This window comes from Streptomyces sp. G7(2002) (assembly GCF_028870195.1).
In the GTDB taxonomy this organism is placed as follows: domain Bacteria; phylum Actinomycetota; class Actinomycetes; order Streptomycetales; family Streptomycetaceae; genus Streptomyces; species Streptomyces nigrescens.
The window spans coordinates 3,766,600-3,783,745 of the sequence record NZ_CP102609.1; the positions used below are offsets into that span (position 1 = coordinate 3,766,600).

Sequence of the window (17,146 nt, forward strand, 5' to 3'; positions counted from 1 at the left end):
CCGGGAAGGAGTGCTGCCGGCGAGAGGAACGACGCCGGCAGCACTCCTTGGTGGAGGCCGGGTTCGGACCGGCCTCAGACCGGGGGCAGGCCTCCCGTGTCATCGGGCGGATACGGCGGCGGTTCAAGGCCGTCGAGGGGCTCCCCCTCCGGTGGGGCGGGGGGTCCGGCGAAGGCCGCCTCGGGGGTCACCCGCGGCACTCCTTCTTCCGGCCCTTCCGCCGTCGCGGTCATCGCGGCCGGGCCGCGCCGCGCCACCGGATCGAGCAGCGCCTGGTACGGGCCCACCGCCTGGACGCCGATGGCGCGCAGCGCGGCCCACATCGTGACCTGATTGGCGGACAGCACCGGCATCCGCAGCTCGGCCTCCAGCTGCGGGATGACGTCGTAGGTCGGCAGGTTCGTACAGCTGATGAAGAGGGCATCGGTGGCGCCGACCACGGCCGCGCGGGCCATGTCGACGACATCGCGGTACGGCACCTTCCAGATGTGCCGGGTCAGCCCGAGGTAGGCGCGGCCGGTGACGGTGATGCCGGCCTCACCGAGATAGTCCTCCAGGGAGTCGGTGACCGATTTCGTATAGGGCGTGACCACGGCGATGCGCCGGGCGCCGATCTCGCGCAGCGCTTCGATCAGTGCGCCCGAGGTCGTGAGGGAGGGAACCTCCCCCGCCTGGACCATGGCGGCGCACATGGCCCGCTCGCCCGCGACCCCGCCGACGAAGCTGCCCGAAGTGCAGGCATAGGAGATGACCTGCGGTGATACCGCACACAGCGCCTGGACGGCAGCGTCCAGCGTTTCGTGCTCGCTGACCAGACGGGCCAGATCGAGGCTGACCTCGACGGGCACAAAAGGGGTGCGGGTGAGGTGGAGGGACACGTCGTCGGGAACCCAGCGCCAGAGCTCTCGGTCGAGCGCGAAGTCGAAGGGAGCGACGACACCCACGCCGAGCTGCGGCTGTGGGCCACCCAGAAAAGAGACGTCCATGAAGGCCCCTAGAAGAAACGAAGGGCTGGAAGGCCAGGCCAGTGGCCGGGGATGAGGTGCAGCCGGATCAAGCCGGGACGTCGGGACAGAGCCGTTGTTGACACGGTAGATACGACTTCCTAGCGTGGTCAATCCTCGCATCTCAGGCATCTGTCGGCGCCCCTTTCCATGGAAAGGGGCTCACGTTTCAGAACGGTTTCTGGCTATGTCCGAAAGCACCGTCCTCGTCCTCGGTTCCGACCCGCCGCCGAAGCTGGACCGCCTCACCGGCCGGGCTCGGGTGATCTTCACCGACGAGGACTCGCTCGCCGACCGACTGCCCACCGCCGACGTGCTGTTGGCCTGGGACTTCACCTCCGACGCGATCCGCAGAGCCTGGCCGGTGGAGGGGCCCAGGCCGCGCTGGGTGCACACCGCCAGCGCGGGTGTGGACCAGCTGCTGTGCCCGGCGCTGGTCGCCGACGACACCCTGGTGACCAACGCCCGGGGCGTCTTCGAGCAGCCGATCGCAGAATATGTGGCCGGGCTGGTGATCGCCATGGCCAAGGACTTCTACGGAAGTTGGGAGCTGCAGCGGCAGCGGCGCTGGCAGCATCGCGAGACCCTGCGGCTGGCCGGCAGCCGGGCCGTCGTGGTGGGCTCCGGACCGATCGGCCGGGCCATCGGCAGCACCCTCCTGGCACTGGGTGTCAAGGTCGATCTGGTCGGCCGCCGGGAGCGCCCGGACGATCCGCAATTCGGCCTCGTGCACGCGAGTGACGCGCTGAACGGCCTGCTGCCCCAGGCGGATTGGGTGATCTGCGCGGCGCCCCTGACCGAGGCCACCCGCGGCCTGTTCGGCAAGGACGCGTTCGCCAGGATGGCGCCGCGGGCCCGGTTCATCAACGTCGGGCGCGGGCCGCTGGTGGTCGAGGACGCTCTGGTCGCGGCGCTGCGCGAGTGGCGGATCGCGGCGGCGGCGCTGGACGTCTTCGAGGAGGAGCCGCTCACCGCGGACAGCCCGCTGTGGGACGTCCCCCATCTGATCGTGTCGCCCCACATGAGCGGCGACACCCTGGGCTGGCGGGACGCCCTCGCCGAGCAGTTCCAGGACAACTTCGAGCGGTGGTCGGCGGGCGAGCCGCTGGACAACCTCGTCGACAAACGGCTCGGGTACGTGCCGGTGCAGTGACGGGGCCGGCTGCCGGGCCCCGGCGCGGCAGCCGCGCTCCCCCCACCGCCGTCCCGCCCGGGGCGGCCGACGCTCGGAGGACGCATGACCACCGAACCGACCCACCTCGCCGACCTCTCCGCCACCCGTCTCACGGCCGGGTACGCGGCCGGCGAGTTCTCCCCCGTCGAGGCGGTCCGGGCGGTACTGGAACGCGCCGAGGCCGCCCAGGCCGCGACGAACTGCTTCACCCTGATCGACGCGGACGAGGCGCTGTCCGGCGCCAAGGAGTCGGCGGAGCGCTGGCGGGCCGGCGAACCGGCCGGGCCGGTGGACGGGGTGCCGGTCACCGTCAAGGATCTGATCCTCACCCGGGGCGTCCCGACGCTGCGCGGTTCGCGCACGGTGCGGGCCGAGGGTCCGTGGGAGGAGGACGCCCCGTCGGTCGCCCGGCTGCGGGAGTCCGGCGCGGTGTTCGTCGGCAAGACCACCACTCCGGAGTTCGGCTGGAAGGGCGTCACCGACAGTCCGCGGCACGGGGTGACGGGCAATCCGTACGACCCGGCGCGCACCGCGGGCGGCTCCAGCGGCGGCAGCGCGGCCGCGGTCGCGCTGGGCGCGGGCCCGTTGAGCCTGGGCACGGACGGCGGGGGCTCGGTGCGTATCCCGGGGTCGTTCTGCGGGATCTTCGCGCTCAAGGCGACCTACGGGCGGGTGCCGCTCTATCCGGCGAGCCCCTTCGGGACCCTGGCGCATGTCGGGCCGATGACCCGGGACGCGGCGGACGCGGCGCTGATGATGGAGGTGATCTGCGGGGCGGACTGGCGGGACTGGTCCCAGCTCGGCCCGGCCCCCGGCTCGTTCCGTCAGGCGCTGGCCGGTCCGGTCTCCGGGCTGCGGGTGGCCTTCAGCCCGTCGCTCGGCTGGGACGTGCCGGTGGCTCCGGAGATCGCGGCGGCGGTCAGGGCGGCCGTCGACACGCTGGCCGGGCTCGGCGCGGTCGTCGAGGAGATCGACCCGGGCATCACCGACCCGGTGGAGGCCTTCCACACGCTGTGGTTCAGCGGTGCGGCGCGGGTGGTGCAGCATCTGGACGACGCGGACCGGGCGCTGCTCGATCCGGGGCTGCGGGAGATCTGCGAGCAGGGTGCCCGCTACAGCGCGCTGGACTATCTGGCCGCGGTCGATACGCGGATGGCGCTCGGTCAGGCCATGGGCCGCTTCCACAGCGCCTACGACCTGCTGGTGACGCCGACCGTGCCGCTCACCGCCTTCGAGGCGGGCGCCGAGGTCCCGGCCGGTTCCGGTCACACCCGCTGGACGGGCTGGACGCCGTTCACCTACCCCTTCAACCTCACCCAGCAGCCGGCCGCGACACTGCCCTGCGGGGTGGACGCGGACGGGCTGCCGATCGGCGTCCAGCTGGTCGGCGCGCGGCACGCGGACGCGCTCGTGCTGCGCGCCGCGCATGCCCTCTACGAGGCGGGGACCGCGGAGATCCCCGCGCCGCCTGCGCTCAGGCCCTAGCCCCTAGGCCCGCCGGAAGTTGAGGCTCTCGCCCAGGGCACCGGCCCGCCACAGGTCCTGACAGGCATCGGCCATCCGGTCCAGACCGTCGACGACACTGCCCCACACGATGCCCGGCACCCAGCCCGCGTCACCGTTGATCAGTAGATTGTTGCGCTCGTAGAACAGCGCAAGATCGACGACGGTGGCGCGGCCTTGGTGCGCCGCCTGTGTCTCGTAGCCGTAGGACTTGGTGCCCAGTTGGGTGTCGGTGAAGGTGAAGTAACACAGATCGCCGGGGATCGGGGTGATCGTCGGATTCTCCAGCGGCGGCTCCTCGGGAGCGAACGGCGCCAGCAGGGCGTAGATCTCATTGCGGGCGTACTTGGCGTGGTAGACGTCGCCGCCGAGTGGGAGGGCGTCCCATACGGCATTGCAGGTGATCGGCGCGCGGTCGTCGAGCAACTTGGCCGTGCAGCTCACGCCGCGCTTGTCCAGGGAGACTTCGATGAAGCGATCGGTCATGCCCCGATCGTAGGTGGGCAATACCGGCGTACGGAACAAGTCCGCGGCGCTTCCATCAAGGGCTGGAAACGATTGGCATATGTGTGAGGCGTTCGGGTAGCCGCGCGCCCATGGCTCCACCACAGGAGAACACCAAAATGATCAAGAGAAAATTGGCAAGCGGCATCCGCCGCCGCTCGCTGCTCGCGGGGGTAGCGGCGCTCGGCGCAGCGGGTGCAGTGGGAGCGGCCTCGGGCTGCTCCCGGGTCGATGTCTCGGGCGCGACCGGCGGCGGACATCTGCTCGAAGATCTGCGGAAAAAGGGCACCGTCCGCATGGGAATCGCCAGCGAACCGCCCTATGCGTCCATCAACAGCAAGGGCGAACTCACCGGCGAGGCCCCGGCCGTCGCCAAGACGATCTTCCGGCGGCTGGGAATCAAGAATTTTGAGCCGGTGCCGGTCGAGTTCCAGGCACTGGTGCCCGGTCTGCATTCCTTCCAGTACGACGTGATCGTCGCGGGAATGTTCATCAACAAGGCCCGGTGTGCGGCCGTCCTTTTCTCCGACCCGGACTACGAGAGCAAGGACTCCTTCCTCGTACGCAAGGGGAACCCGGACAACATCCATTCCTATGCGGATATCGCCAAGGGGAAATACCGGATGGGTTCCGGTATCGGCTATGCCGAGATCGACTACGCGGTCGGCAACGGCGTCAAGAAGGACACCATCCAGACCTACGGTGACCAGATCGCCGGGATGGAGGCCCTGGAAGCGGGCCGTATCGACGTCTTCGCCGGCACCGCGCTGACCATGATCGAGGCGCTGAAGACCGGTGCCCACCCCAAGGTGGAGATGACCAAGCCGTTCACGCCGGAGGTCGACGGGAAGCCCCAGCGCGACGGCGGCGGCTACGGCTTCCGGCTCGGTGAGACCAAGCTGCGGGACGCCTTCAACGCCGAGCTGCAGAAGATGAAGAAGAGCGGCGAACTCCTGCGTATCGCCGAGCCGTACGGCTTCACCAAGGAGTTCATGACCGACCTCACGGCGAAGGAGCTCTGTAAAAAGTGACCGGCGCGCTGTGGGAACTTTTCTTCGAAGGGCTGTGGATCACCGTCCAGCTGATGGTCTACAGCGCCGCTCTGGCTGCCGCTGTCGCCTTCGGCATCGGCCTGGCACGCACCTCGCGGTTCCGGACCGTCCGCTTCCTGTCGGGTGTCTATGTGGAGTTCTTCCGCGGCACCTCGGCACTGGTGCTGATGTTCTGGCTGTTCTTCGCGCTGCCGCTGCTGGGCTGGCAGCTGGTCGGCATCTGGGCGGGCACCCTGGCGCTGGGACTGTCGTACGGCGCGTACGGCTCCGAGGTCGTCCGCGGTGCGCTGCAGGCGGTGGCCCCCGCCCAGCGTGAGGCGGCCATCGCGCTGAGCTTCACGCCCGGGCAGCGGCTGCGGAAGGTGATCCTGCCGCAGGCTGTCCCCGAGATGATGCCGCCGTTCAACAACCTGCTGATCGAGCTGCTCAAGGGCACCGCGCTGGCGTCGCTGCTGTCCATCGGCGAACTCACCTTCCAGGCCAAGCTGGCCCGGCTGTCGACGGGCCAGAGCGCCGAGATCTACGGAATCATCCTCGTCCTGTACTTCGCGGTCGCGTTCGTGATGACCCGGATCATGCGGGTGCTGGAGCGCCGCGCCAAGGCCTCGGTCGGCCGGGCGGTACCCAAGGGTGAGGGCTGGTTCTCCCGCAAACTGCCCGTCGAGAAGCAGGGCCCCGAGGCGCTGGCCACCGGAGGAAAGCCGTGAACAACTGGTCATGGAGCTACATCGGGGAGATCATGCCCGAGATCCTCAAAGGGCTGTGGATCACCATCCAGGCGACGTTCTACGGCTCGCTGGTGTCCTTCGCGCTCGGGCTGGTGTGGGCGATGGCCCTGCGCTCGCGGAGCCGCTGGGTGACCTGGCCGGTCAGCGTCTTCGTCGAGTTCATCCGCAACACCCCGCTGCTGGTGCAGCTGTTCTTCCTGTTCTTCGTGCTGCCGGGCTGGGGGCTCACCTTCGCGCCGCTCACCACGGGCGTCATCGGGCTGGGCCTGCACTACTCGACGTACACCTCCGAGGTCTACCGCGCCGGTATCGACGGGGTGCCGCCCGGCCAGTGGGAGGCCGCCACGGCGCTGAACCTGCCGCGCCGGCGCACCTGGACGGCGGTGATCCTGCCGCAGGCGTTCCGCCGGGTGGTGCCCGCGCTCGGCAACTACGTGATCGCGATGTTCAAGGACACGCCGCTGCTGGCCGGTATCACCGTCGCCGACATGCTCTTCCAGGCGAACAGCATCAGCGCCACCACCTTCGACTACCTGGAGCCGATCACCGTCGTCGGCATCCTCTTCGTGGTCATCTCCTACCCCACTTCTCTCCTCCTGCGAGCCCTGGAGCGTCGTCTTGTCCGCTGACAGCAATCACCCGAAAGACCACGCCGGAGAAACGGCCAACCCGGCGGTGGACGGCACCGAGCTGATCCGGTTCGACCACGTCACCAAGCGGTTCGGGACCAACACCGTCCTGGATTCCCTGGACTTCACCGTCTCCTCGGGCAAGCACGTCACCCTCATCGGCCCGTCCGGTTCCGGCAAGACCACGATTCTGCGGCTGCTGATGACGCTGCTGAAGCCCGACGAGGGCACCATCAAGGTCGGCGGCGAATATCTGACGCACGAGGAAAAGGGCGGCAAGCTCGTACCGGCCGGCGAGAAGCACATCCGCGAGGTCCGCAAGAACATCGGCATGGTGTTCCAGCAGTTCAACCTCTTCCCCAACATGAAGGTGCTGCGGAACATCACCGAGGCGCCGGTGCACGTCCTGGGGATGGAAAAGGACGCCGCCGAGGAGCGGGCCCGCGAACTCCTCGATCTGGTGGGCCTGACCGAGCACCTCGACAAGTACCCGACCCAGCTCTCCGGCGGCCAGCAGCAGCGGGTCGCCATCGCCCGCGCACTGGCGATGCGCCCGCAGGTGCTGCTGCTGGACGAGGTGACCTCGGCGCTCGACCCCGAGCTGGTGGCCGGGGTGCTGGACGTCCTGCGGGACATCGCGCACACCACGGACATCACCATGCTCTGCGTCACCCATGAGATGAACTTCGCCCGGGACATCTCCGATGATGTCCTGATGTTCGACGCCGGGCGGGTCATCGAATCCGGCTCCCCGGAGAAGATCTTCACGGAGCCGGAGCACGAGCGCACCCGGGAATTCCTGAGCGCGGTGCTCTGAACGTCACTCAACAGGAAGTGAGTTCGGGTGGTGGGCCCCCGCCGAGGGGGCACACCACCCTTTCTCATTTCCGCACACCGGGGCCATGGCCGACGAATTACGGAACATCACCCCGGAAGACCGTGTACGGCCAGAAGACGAAGGCCACATCGAAGTCCATACGGCTCGACGCCGGGGGGCCGGGGTCCGTACGACGCAAAGCCGCCGGCGGTCCGGCACTGTGACCTTGGCATATGCCAAGGTCTCTCGCCCCAGTACAGATGACCGGGGCGCGCTTCTTTTCAGTCAAGACCCCCTCCCCCGAGGGCCGTTGGCCGCTATCGTGAGGGAAGCCCCGTTGTCCGGGATCGGCCGCGCAAGCCCGGCCGTGACCACCAACGACGGTCACGACGCAAGCGGTAACAACCTGCTAGGGGGACACCGTGGCGCTGAAGCCCGAGCCGACCGCGCCGTTCCATTCGGTGCAGTACGCCCTTCGCGTGCTCGAAACGATCTCCAGGCGCGCCGAGGGCGTGACCGATGCGCAGATCGCCCGCGAGACCGGCCTGCCCCCGGTCCAGCTCGGACACATGCTGGCGATGCTCCGGCGCGAGGGCTATGTCGAGCAGGTCACCGACGGGGCGTATGTCATCGGCGAATCGCTCCTGCTCCTGGGCTCGGGCGGCGACCGCGACCAGGCCCTGCGCGACAAGCTCCAGCTCACCCTCGACCAGTTGCGCGACTCGGTCGGCGCGGCGGTCTACATCAGCCGGTACATCGACGGCGAGGTGAAGATCCTCCACTACGCCGACGGACCGCTGGCCCCCAAGGTCAACGAGTGGGCCGAATTCCACCGCACGGCGCACGCCAGCGCGATCGGCAAGTGCCTGCTCGCGCAGCTCGACCATGACGGCCGCAAGGACCACCTCTCACGGCACAAGACCGCCCGGCTCACCTCGCGGACGATCACCAACGAGAAGGTCCTGTTCCACAAGCTCGACAGCCAGCCGCCCACGGTCCCCGTTCTCGATCTCCAGGAGTACGCCGTGGGCACGGTCTGCGCGGCCGTCCCGATCACCGCCGGTGCGACGGTCGGCTGCCTCGCCCTGTCCATGCCACTCGAGCACGCGCACCGGCTGCGCCAGGCCGCCGACACCCTCAACCGTCAGGCCGCCCCGGTCCTGCTCTCGCTGGCGATCTGAGCCGGGGCGCGGGCGGGGCGACGGGGCCGGACCGCACCGCTGTGCGGCCGTGGTCCTGAGCACCCCTCTCGACCAGGTAGTATTTCTTTCGTCAGCGCGCGCCGCTAGCTCAGTTGGTTAGAGCAGCTGACTCTTAATCAGCGGGTCCGGGGTTCGAGTCCCTGGCGGCGCACGTATCGAGTGGGCGTTCCCGGTTCTCCGGGAACGCCCACTTCGTTGTGTCCGGGACCGCGGCGGGGCCGGGGGCCGATGGCGCCGGCGGGGGCGTCAGGAGAGGTCGACGTCCGAGCAGGCGTAGAACGCATTGCCCGTGTCGGCGATGTTCCAGACACCGAGGATGAGGTGGCGGCCGGACTTCTGGGTGGGGACGGTGCCCTGGTGCTGGACGGTCGCATCCGGCTGCGCACCGCCCATGGGGACCGTCATGAATGGCGCGGGTTCGAGGTCGGCGCGGGTGAGCGGCTTGCCCGGGTCGTAGCCGTCCTTGGTGATGAAGTACTGGAAATCCGTGGTGGCATGACGTGCCGTCAGCCGCCAGGTGAAGGTGTAGCCCTGCCCCGGGGAGAGCTTGGTGCCGGGCCAGGCGCCGCCGCGCGGATCGTCGAGTTCGGCGAAGTTCTCATGGCCGCCGGAGCAGATCTTGCCGTCCGCCGGGCCACCGGCCGGGAAGCCCTTGGGGGCCTCCACGCTCTGCGGTTCGTACTGGATCGCGCCGCAGTCCTTGACGGTGCCGTTGGCGCAGAGTGCCTGCCGGCTGGGGGGCGCGTCGCTGTAGCCGTGGCTGGCGGCGCTGCCCGTCGAGAGGAGGGAGACACCGAGGACGCCGAGGCCGATCACGGCAGCACTGATCTTTTTGCGCATGCTTCGCTCCTGAAGAACGTGGGGGGAGTTCCATGAGCCGAGAGGGAGAGGCAGTGCGGTCTAGACCAAATGGCAGACTAATCAGCGGGCGCTGGGCATGTCCATACCAAGGTACGGACCAATGTCGGCCCGAGGGCTGCCCGCCTGGGGCCGCACCAAGGACGACTGAATGCACGCCGCGGGGGCGCGAACGGGGGGGGCCGCCGCGGGTCAGGCCGCCTTCGTGAGCGGAGCCGCCGTGGGGCGGGCGGCGGCCTGGACCAGTGCCGTATAGGTGCGGCGGAGGGCGATCAGGGACTCCTGGGCCTCGCGATAGACGGCGGCATCGGGGCCACCGCGGTGGGCGAGGGTACGCACGGGGGCACAGTGGCGGTCCATCGCGCTGAGCCAGGCACGGTGCTGCGCCGGCAGATGCCTCCGCAGCAGCTGGCGCCGGCCCTCCCGCATACGCCGGGCGCCGATACCCAGTACCGCGTCGGCGGCCTGCAGCACCGGAGGCTCCAGGGCGCCCTGTCCGGCGAGCGCGCCGAGCACCGCGCGCTGCTGCGGAGTGGCCGGTGCGGCCGACAGTTCCGCCGCCTCGGCGAGGAGCTGGGCGCGCAGCGCGTGCTGGACCCGGACCAGACGGCGCAGCGCCGTCGGGGTGGAGGAGTCGTCGGGTGACCGTCCCGCGAGGGTTTCGGCGAGCCGGAAGAGCCAGATCCCATGCGCCTCCAGGCGGGTCGCGGCCAGCATCAACCGGTCCAGCCGGCTGAGCGGTTGGCCTTCCGGGGCCCAGCGGACTATCGGCACCAGCGCTTCGGTGCGGGCCAGCTGGTCGATGGGGATATGGCGGCGCGGTTTGCGTTCCGGGGCCCAGTTGTGGAGCGCGAGGGTGGGCAGCGCGACGAACTGGTCATGGTCGATACGGTGCGCGATCGCCGCCCAGAGGTCGAGGAACGCCTCGTCGGCGACCTCGCGCGCGGCCGGGGCCTGGGGGTCGAGCCCGCACCAGCCACAGGACACCGCGATGACCGCGATCCGCATGGCGGCGGCCTCCGCGTTGCGCAGCGAGAGCCGGGAGACGCGTTGCCGCAGGGCGGCCAACTCATCGGCGCGGTGGGCCCGTTCCACGAGTGCGACGGCGGCCGCCCGGTCGGGCGCGATCGCCGCCGCGCGCGCCATGGCGTCCAGCCGGGTCCAGGTTCCGATCAGGGAACGGACGGGCGGCCGCTCGGGCAGAAAGCCGTGCGCACAGGGGTCGTGCGGGGCGACCGTGGCGGCGTCGGCGGAACCGTCCGCCTCCCCGTCGGCACGCCCCGGCCGAGCGGCGGCCGACTGCCCCTTATTCTCCGGGCCGACCGGCTCCGCGCCCGTTTCCGCCCGGTCCCAGCCCGTGGCGCGGCGCGGGGCCGGCAGGGGGGTGGCGTGGGCGGCGGACGGTATGCCGTCGCTCGTCGGCCCGGCCGCGTTCACCGGCTCGGCCATGGTCATCTTCATGATCGCCGTGTCCCCCATCAGCACTTCCCAGCGAACAGCCGGGCCAGGTGTGTGTCCATGTCGAGGTAGCCGCCCTCGTCGCCGGGCGGCACGATCGCCGCGGTCTGCTCCAGCCAGGCGGTCAGCTCCGGCGCGCGTACCGACAGCTCGCAGACGCTGTCGTCGGTGGACAGCTCGATATGGACGCGGCGCGGTTCGCCCGGCCGGCGGAAGGGCCACACCCGGACGTCCCCCTCCCCTGCTTCGTCATGCAGCCCGGCCAGCAGGAGGTCGCGGGCGAACAGCCAGGTGGCGACCGTCTGGCCGCGGCTGATGAAGGCGACCTCGACCTCGTACGGACGGTCGCTGCGGTAGCTGAACCGGCCGGCCACCGGAACTGCTTCGTCCGGCCCGAGGAGGAGCCGCATCTCAAGGGTGCGCTTGGCTGTCGACACCACGACGATCAACCTTTCCGACGGAGGGGCGAGTCCCGGGGACCCGGTCCGGGGCGCGCGTCCTGGCAGACGCTGCTGTGGAGGGTGGGGTTGCAACTGGTGCAAGAGGAGTGACGGACGCCATGGCCGGCACCCTCTGGACAATGTTCAGTTCTTGCGTCTCGGCGCTCGCCTCAGCCTCTCAACCGGCAGGAGATATCGCATGTTGACGGGGCAACTGGTGACTATTGGGGTGTATAGGGTGAAAATGGCTCGCCCGTGATATTTCGGGCAGGGCGCCGATCGGTACCTCTGAGGCTGGGTAGCTTTTGTCTCGTATGCGCGAAATCTGCCCTGCGATGGGCGTACGGGCGAGGGGGCCGGCGTGAGTGGCAGGGATCACATGACCTGAGGGCGTGAGCGGTGCGGGCGAGGGTACGGAGCACCCTCCGAGTTCGTGTAAAGTTCTTCAGGTCAGCACGCGCCGCTAGCTCAGTTGGTTAGAGCAGCTGACTCTTAATCAGCGGGTCCGGGGTTCGAGTCCCTGGCGGCGCACGACACACTGAGGCCCCTCGCCATGCGAGGGGCCTCAGTCGTATGTCCGGCCGGGGCCGGGCGGGGCGCAAGATCACCCGCCGCCGTCAGGGCCGCCGGGACACGCGGGTGGCGGTCACCCGGGAGGAGCATCCCCCGCCCGGACGGCCGCGGGATGGAACGTTTGCGCGAGGCCGCGCCCCCGTGGCGGCATGACCCCATGGCGGCATGACTCCATGGCGGCATGACTCCCCGATGCGCTGATGCCGCGATGCACTGATGCCGCATGTTGCCTGCCGCCCGCCGCCTGCCGCCTGCCGCCTGCCGCCTGCCGCCTGCCGCGATGAGGGGCGGGGCGGAGAGCCGGGGACGGATGCCCCCGTTGTCGTCGGCGACCCGGTCGGGGACCGAGACGGTGCCACCCCGGCCGGCGGCACTGCCGAGGGGGCGATGCAGGCTCCCGGCCGCTGGGCCTGACGTTCAGCCAATTCGGTGTACTCGCCAGTCACTTACGGGGACTCGGCGGTTCGTGCCGAATCCGCCATGGATCTGCCCATCCCCCATTTTGCGGGTGAATTCCTTCAGATACCGCTCCAAATCGCACGCACGGCTACAAAGGTTCCGGCCGGCCCGTTCGATCGCGGCGCCTCGAAGCGCAAATCGTGGCGCCCCGCGCGCCCGATTCCGCCGACTCTCCTTATTGCATTGCCAGTTGCCGACGGACTTTGCGAACGAGGGGCGTTCCCTTTGCCGGGAAGGGTAACTCTGCGTTCACGGAGTATGCCATTCCAGTTATCCCGACACTAACTGTCAACAAGCCGGAAATCAGCTGCCGTTCCAGGTCAAAGCCCTGCGCACGGCGCCATTTGGCGTCCGGATATTGCCTCTTCCGGACCTCATACCTTGTGATGCGTCTTGCAATCGGCAGGGCCGTTCGGCACTCTGACCAGGGAACTCGGTCGAAATGCGGCGGGGTTCGCAGGAGTGGGCAGAAAGAGATACGCCCGGTTGGCGTGATGTGAACGCGGGGAACCCGCTGCTTGGCAGGATTACGGGGCGTTCCTCATACCACCGGAACATGGCCGTCACCGTCTGACAGTGCGGACGGCCGAGACCAGTGAGCCCGAGTCGGTCGAGGGGACCGAGTAATCGGGCTATCAGCACACGGCACGCAGCCCGTTGCGTGCGGGGGGATGGACCCATGACGTCGCCACCTGAGGGTGCCCGACCGCAGCACTCGTACGATTCGTCCGCCACCGCGCGCCTGCGTCTGCCACGCCAGCAACGGCAGCGGCGCGCTCAGCGCAAGCCGCTGCCGCGCTACGACTACGAGCACTACAGCAGACTGGCCGGGCCGCTCACCCAGCCCGACCCGGACAAGCCGTACAAGGTCCGCTATCGCTCGCTGCTCGCCGACGAGCCGCACCGCATCCGGGCCGCCCTGCTGCTCGGTGCCGCGCCGCTGCTCTCGTTCGGGCTGCTGATCTGGCTGATGCAGCCAAGCAACTGGACCGAACGCGACTACCCCGCCTACGAGTTCCTGCCGGTGCTGGACACCGTCATGCTGGTCGCGATCGGGCTGATCGAGTTCTTCCGGTGCATGAATGTGCTGTCCAACGCGCATGCCACCTTCGTCGCCCGCGACCCCATACCGGTCATACCCGAGAGCGGCACCCGCGTCGCCTTCCTCACCTCCTTCGTGCCGGGCAAGGAGCCCCTCGAGATGGTGACGAAGACGCTGGAGGCGGCGGTGAAGATACGCCACCGCGGGCTGCTGCACATATGGCTTCTGGACGAGGGTGACGACCCCGAGGTCAAAGAGGTCTGCCGGCGTCTGGGCGTGCACCACTTCACCCGTAAGGGCATCCCGGAGTGGAACCGGCCCAAGGGGCCGCACCGCGCCAAGACCAAGCACGGCAACTACAACGCCTGGCTGGCGGAACACGGCGACGACTACGACTACTTCGCCTCGGTCGACACCGACCATGTCCCGCTGCCCAACTACCTGGAGCGGATGCTCGGCTTCTTCCGCGACCCGGACGTGGGCTTCGTCATCGGCCCCCAGGTGTACGGCAATTACGACACCTTCGTCACCAAGGCCGCCGAGTCGCAGCAGTTCCTCTTCCACGCGCTGATCCAGCGGGCCGGCAACCGCTACGGCGCGCCGATGTTCGTCGGCACCTCCAACGCCGTACGCATCAGCGCGCTCAAGCAGATCGGCGGGCTGTACGACTCGATCACCGAGGACATGGCGACCGGGTTCGAGATACACCGGCACCGCAATCCGCAGACCGGGAAGAAGTGGCGCTCGGTCTACACGCCGGATGTGCTCGCGGTCGGTGAGGGGCCCACGGCCTGGACGGACTTCTTCACCCAGCAGCTGCGCTGGTCACGCGGGACGTACGAGACGATCCTCAAGCAGTTCTGGAAGGCGCCGTTCACCCTGCCCTTCGGCCGGCTGGTCAACTACACCATGATGGTGATCTTCTACCCGATGTCGGCGCTGAACTGGATTCTGGCGGCGCTGAGTTGTGCGCTGTTCCTGGGTATGGGCGCCTCGGGTGTGGAGATCGACCCGGCGGTGTGGATGATGCTGTACGGCAACGCCTCGGCGCTGCAGATCGGCCTGTACATCTGGAACCGGCGGCACAATGTCTCCCCGCACGAGCCGGAGGGCTCCGGCGGTGTCGCCGGCATGGTGATGTCCGCGCTGTCCGCGCCGATCTACGCCCGGTCGCTGTTCGATGCGGCGCTGCGCCGCAAGAGCAAGTTCGTGGTCACGCCGAAGGGCGACTCGTCCAGCCCGGACACGCTCTTCGGGACCTTCCGGGTGCATCTGTTCTTCCTGCTCGTCTTCGGGGGCTCGCTGATCGCCTCGTTCGTGCTCGGGCACAGCCATCCGGCGATGGTCATCTGGGCCGTCCTCGCGATGCTGATCACCGCCGCACCGATCGTCGCCTGGCGGCTGACCGTACGCGACGAGAAGCAGAAGCGGAGTGCGGCCGCCGCCACCTCCGATGCCACGGGCAGCAGTGCGGCCGACGGCGGGAGTCCACCGGAGCCGGCCGACGGCGGGGACCCGCCCGCGACGGGCGCCGACGAGGCCGCCGCTCCGGCCGGTGACCGGGCCGGTGACCGGGCCGGTGACCGGGCCGGTGACCGGGCCGGTGACCGGGCCGGTGACCGGGCCGGTGACCGGGCCGGTGACCCGGCCGGTAACCCGGCCGCCACCACCGAACAGACCATGCAGATCGCCCTTGGGGGACGTCACACATGAAGTACCGTCCGAGCCGTCGCACCCGCAGAGTGGCGATAGCAACGGCGGTGGTGCTCGCGCTGGCCGGGATGAACGGGCCGGCAATCTACGGCTTCGCCTCCGAGCAGTACCACCAGTACAAGATCAACAGGCCCGAGTACAAGGCGGAGAACGGCCACTGGGATGTCGTCGACGTCCCGGAGAAGTACCGCATCAACACCATCCACGCGGCCCTGCTGCACACCGGCAAGGTGCTGCTGGTCGCGGGCTCCGGGAACAACGCGGCGAATTTCAAGGCCAAGTCGTTCCGTACGGTCCTGTGGGATCCGGAGAAGAACACCTTCAAGAACATCCCCACCCCCAAGGACCTCTTCTGCTCCGGGCACACCCAGCTCCCGGACGGCAAGCTCCTGGTGGCCGGCGGCACCCAGCGCTACGAGAAGCTGAACGGCGATGTGAAGAAGGCCGGCGGCCTCATGATCCTCTACAACGAGAATCCGGACGGCCCGAAGACGTTCCCGGCCGGCACGCTCTTCACCGGCAAGAAGAACGGCAAGACCTTCGCCTCCAAGGACCCGGTCGTGGTGCCCCGGGCGAAGAAGAAGACCGACCCGGCGACCGGCAAGGTCACCGTCGTGCACAGCGAGGCCCGGGTGTATGTCGAGGCCCTCAAGGACGGTCCGTCGCACTCCACGGGCACCCAGGACAACTACCGCATCCACGGTCTGACCGGTGCGGATGCCCGTAACTTCTACGGCATCGCGCAGAAGCTGTCCTTCGACAAGAAGGACTTCCAGGGGATCAAGGACAGCTTCGAGTTCGACCCGGTGGCCGAGCGCTACATACCCGTCGACCCGATGAACGAGGCCCGCTGGTACCCGACGCTCACCACCCTGCAGGACGGCAAGGTCCTCTCCGTCTCCGGACTGGACGAGATCGGGCAGGTGGTCCCCGGCAAGCAGGAGATCTACGACCCGAAGACGAAGAAGTGGCGTTACCTGCCCAAGCGGCGCTTCTTCCCGACCTACCCGGCGCTCTTCCTCACCGACCAGGGCCGGATCTTCTACACCGGCTCCAACGCCGGCTACGGCCCGGACAACATCGGCCGCAAGCCCGGCATCTGGGACCTGAAGACCAACAAGTTCCAGTACGTGCCCGGGATGAGCGACCCGAACATCCTGGAGACGTCGATGTCGGTGCTGCTGCCGCCGGCCCAGGAACAGCGGTACATGGTGCTGGGCGGAGGCGGGGTCGGCGAGGACCCGAAGGCCACGGACAAGACCCGGATCGTGGATCTGCACGCGCCGTCGCCGCGCTTCAAGGACGGGCCGCCGCTGTATGCGAAGGCCCGCTACCCCAGCAGCGTGATCATGCCGGACGACACCGTGCTGACCACTAACGGCTCCGGTGACTACCGCGGGCGCAGCGACTCCAACGTCCTCAAGGCGGAGCTGTACGACCCGGCGGCCAACACCGCCCGGCAGGTGGCCGATCCGCTGGTGGGCCGCAACTACCACTCCGGTGCGCTGCTGCTGCCCGACGGCCGGGTGATGACCTTCGGGTCCGACTCCCTCTTCGCCGACAAGGACAACACCAAGCCGGGCGTCTTCCAGCAGCAGATCGACCTCTACACCCCGCCGTACCTCTACCGGAAGTCGCGCCCGGAGCTGACGGGCGGGGGGACGAAGACGCTCTCGCTCGGCGACCGCGCGACCTACGGCTCCCCGCACGCCACCGGCATCAAGAAGATGCGGCTCATGCGACCCGGCTCCTTCACCCATGTCACCAACATCGAACAGCGCTCCATCGCACTGGACTTCACGGTGGCGAAGGACGGGAAGGGCGTGACGGTCACCCTGCCCAAGGACCCCTCGCTGGTGCCGCCCGGGTGGTACATGCTCCATGCGGTGGACGGCGAAGGGACGCCGTCGAAGGCGGTGTGGGTGAAGATCGGTCCCCAGGGGACGTAGGTCCCGCCCGCGTTGTGGCCCGGTGGAATTCTTCCGCCGGG

The 17,146-nt window shown here is 68.9% G+C and carries 14 protein-coding genes and 2 tRNA genes; 11 read left to right on the forward strand and 5 right to left on the reverse strand.

Annotated elements, in window-relative coordinates:
- Positions 1–74 precede the first annotated feature (74 nt).
- Positions 75–986: a maleate cis-trans isomerase family protein gene (locus tag NUT86_RS15535; protein WP_026169931.1), complete on the reverse strand. Its 912-nt coding sequence runs from the start codon at positions 984–986 to the stop codon at positions 75–77.
- Positions 987–1,191: 205 nt separating this feature from the next.
- On the opposite strand from NUT86_RS15535, the gene NUT86_RS15540 reads away from it, so the two are divergent.
- Positions 1,192–2,157, forward strand: coding sequence for a D-2-hydroxyacid dehydrogenase (locus NUT86_RS15540; protein ID WP_109889965.1), 966 nt, complete (start codon positions 1,192–1,194; stop codon positions 2,155–2,157).
- A gap of 84 nt (positions 2,158–2,241) precedes the next feature.
- Complete coding sequence (locus NUT86_RS15545; protein WP_274735820.1) at positions 2,242–3,663, forward strand: amidase; 1,422 nt, start codon at positions 2,242–2,244, stop codon at positions 3,661–3,663.
- Positions 3,664–3,666: 3 nt separating this feature from the next.
- On the opposite strand, the gene NUT86_RS15550 is transcribed toward NUT86_RS15545, so the two are convergent.
- Positions 3,667–4,167, reverse strand: a complete 501-nt coding sequence (locus NUT86_RS15550) for a DUF3830 family protein (protein WP_020397751.1) — start codon at positions 4,165–4,167, stop codon at positions 3,667–3,669.
- A gap of 110 nt (positions 4,168–4,277) precedes the next feature.
- Between NUT86_RS15550 and ehuB the strand changes: the two genes are divergently transcribed.
- The 6 genes from ehuB to NUT86_RS15580 all read left to right on the forward strand — a co-directional run bounded on the left by ehuB (position 4,278) and on the right by NUT86_RS15580 (position 8,764).
- Positions 4,278–5,216 carry an ectoine/hydroxyectoine ABC transporter substrate-binding protein EhuB gene (ehuB, locus tag NUT86_RS15555; protein ID WP_446750766.1) on the forward strand — a complete coding sequence of 313 codons (939 nt, stop codon included), beginning with the start codon at positions 4,278–4,280 and terminating at the stop codon, positions 5,214–5,216.
- Positions 5,213–5,944: an ectoine/hydroxyectoine ABC transporter permease subunit EhuC gene (gene ehuC, locus NUT86_RS15560; RefSeq protein ID WP_018091365.1), complete on the forward strand. Its 732-nt coding sequence runs from the start codon at positions 5,213–5,215 to the stop codon at positions 5,942–5,944. Before ehuB ends, ehuC begins: the two co-directional genes overlap by 4 nt.
- Positions 5,945–5,976: 32 nt before the next feature.
- Positions 5,977–6,594, forward strand: coding sequence for an ectoine/hydroxyectoine ABC transporter permease subunit EhuD (gene ehuD / locus NUT86_RS15565; RefSeq protein WP_037742479.1), 618 nt, complete (start codon positions 5,977–5,979; stop codon positions 6,592–6,594).
- A gap of 46 nt (positions 6,595–6,640) precedes the next feature.
- Positions 6,641–7,411 carry an ectoine/hydroxyectoine ABC transporter ATP-binding protein EhuA gene (gene ehuA / locus NUT86_RS15570; protein ID WP_018091363.1) on the forward strand — a complete coding sequence of 257 codons (771 nt, stop codon included), beginning with the start codon at positions 6,641–6,643 and terminating at the stop codon, positions 7,409–7,411.
- A 422-nt stretch (positions 7,412–7,833) separates the two neighbouring features.
- Entirely contained in the window at positions 7,834–8,592 is a 759-nt protein-coding gene (locus tag NUT86_RS15575) for an IclR family transcriptional regulator (RefSeq protein ID WP_093646416.1), read from the forward strand.
- Positions 8,593–8,690: 98 nt separating this feature from the next.
- Positions 8,691–8,764: transfer RNA gene (locus NUT86_RS15580), tRNA-Lys, on the forward strand.
- A 95-nt stretch (positions 8,765–8,859) separates the two neighbouring features.
- Here the strand turns inward: NUT86_RS15580 and NUT86_RS15585 are convergent.
- From NUT86_RS15585 to NUT86_RS15595, 3 genes are all read right to left on the reverse strand, one after another.
- A complete protein-coding gene (locus NUT86_RS15585; protein ID WP_274735826.1) occupies positions 8,860–9,453 on the reverse strand; it encodes a lytic polysaccharide monooxygenase auxiliary activity family 9 protein in 594 nt (197 codons plus the stop codon).
- A 210-nt stretch (positions 9,454–9,663) separates the two neighbouring features.
- Positions 9,664–10,950: a hypothetical protein gene (locus NUT86_RS15590; protein WP_274735828.1), complete on the reverse strand. Its 1,287-nt coding sequence runs from the start codon at positions 10,948–10,950 to the stop codon at positions 9,664–9,666.
- Entirely contained in the window at positions 10,950–11,369 is a 420-nt protein-coding gene (locus NUT86_RS15595) for an SsgA family sporulation/cell division regulator (protein ID WP_018091359.1), read from the reverse strand. Before NUT86_RS15595 ends, NUT86_RS15590 begins: the two co-directional genes overlap by 1 nt.
- 457 nt (positions 11,370–11,826) lie before the next feature.
- On the opposite strand from NUT86_RS15595, the gene NUT86_RS15600 reads away from it, so the two are divergent.
- The 3 genes from NUT86_RS15600 (at position 11,827) to NUT86_RS15610 (ending at position 17,105) form a co-directional block, all read left to right on the forward strand.
- Positions 11,827–11,900: transfer RNA gene (locus NUT86_RS15600), tRNA-Lys, on the forward strand.
- A 1,180-nt stretch (positions 11,901–13,080) separates the two neighbouring features.
- Positions 13,081–15,156 carry a glycosyltransferase family 2 protein gene (locus NUT86_RS15605; protein ID WP_274735831.1) on the forward strand — a complete coding sequence of 692 codons (2,076 nt, stop codon included), beginning with the start codon at positions 13,081–13,083 and terminating at the stop codon, positions 15,154–15,156.
- On the forward strand, positions 15,153–17,105 hold the full coding sequence (locus tag NUT86_RS15610; RefSeq protein ID WP_274735832.1) for a kelch motif-containing protein: 1,953 nt from the start codon (positions 15,153–15,155) through the stop codon (positions 17,103–17,105). Before NUT86_RS15605 ends, NUT86_RS15610 begins: the two co-directional genes overlap by 4 nt.
- Positions 17,106–17,146 lie beyond the last annotated feature (41 nt).

Bases quoted from the DNA above. Each gene is read 5' to 3' on its own strand.
- ehuD (WP_037742479.1), top strand. From the start codon at position 5,977: ATGCCCGAGATCCTCAAAGGGCTGTGGATCACCATCCAGGCGACGTTC.
- NUT86_RS15610 (WP_274735832.1), top strand. From the start codon at position 15,153: ATGAAGTACCGTCCGAGCCGTCGCACCCGCAGAGTGGCGATAGCAACG.
- ehuB (WP_446750766.1), top strand. From the start codon at position 4,278: ATGGCTCCACCACAGGAGAACACCAAAATGATCAAGAGAAAATTGGCA.
- NUT86_RS15585 (WP_274735826.1), bottom strand. From the start codon at position 9,453: ATGCGCAAAAAGATCAGTGCTGCCGTGATCGGCCTCGGCGTCCTCGGT.
- NUT86_RS15545 (WP_274735820.1), top strand. From the start codon at position 2,242: ATGACCACCGAACCGACCCACCTCGCCGACCTCTCCGCCACCCGTCTC.
- NUT86_RS15605 (WP_274735831.1), top strand. From the start codon at position 13,081: ATGACGTCGCCACCTGAGGGTGCCCGACCGCAGCACTCGTACGATTCG.
- NUT86_RS15540 (WP_109889965.1), top strand. From the start codon at position 1,192: ATGTCCGAAAGCACCGTCCTCGTCCTCGGTTCCGACCCGCCGCCGAAG.
- NUT86_RS15535 (WP_026169931.1), bottom strand. From the start codon at position 986: ATGGACGTCTCTTTTCTGGGTGGCCCACAGCCGCAGCTCGGCGTGGGT.
- NUT86_RS15590 (WP_274735828.1), bottom strand. From the start codon at position 10,950: ATGGGGGACACGGCGATCATGAAGATGACCATGGCCGAGCCGGTGAAC.
- NUT86_RS15550 (WP_020397751.1), bottom strand. From the start codon at position 4,167: ATGACCGATCGCTTCATCGAAGTCTCCCTGGACAAGCGCGGCGTGAGC.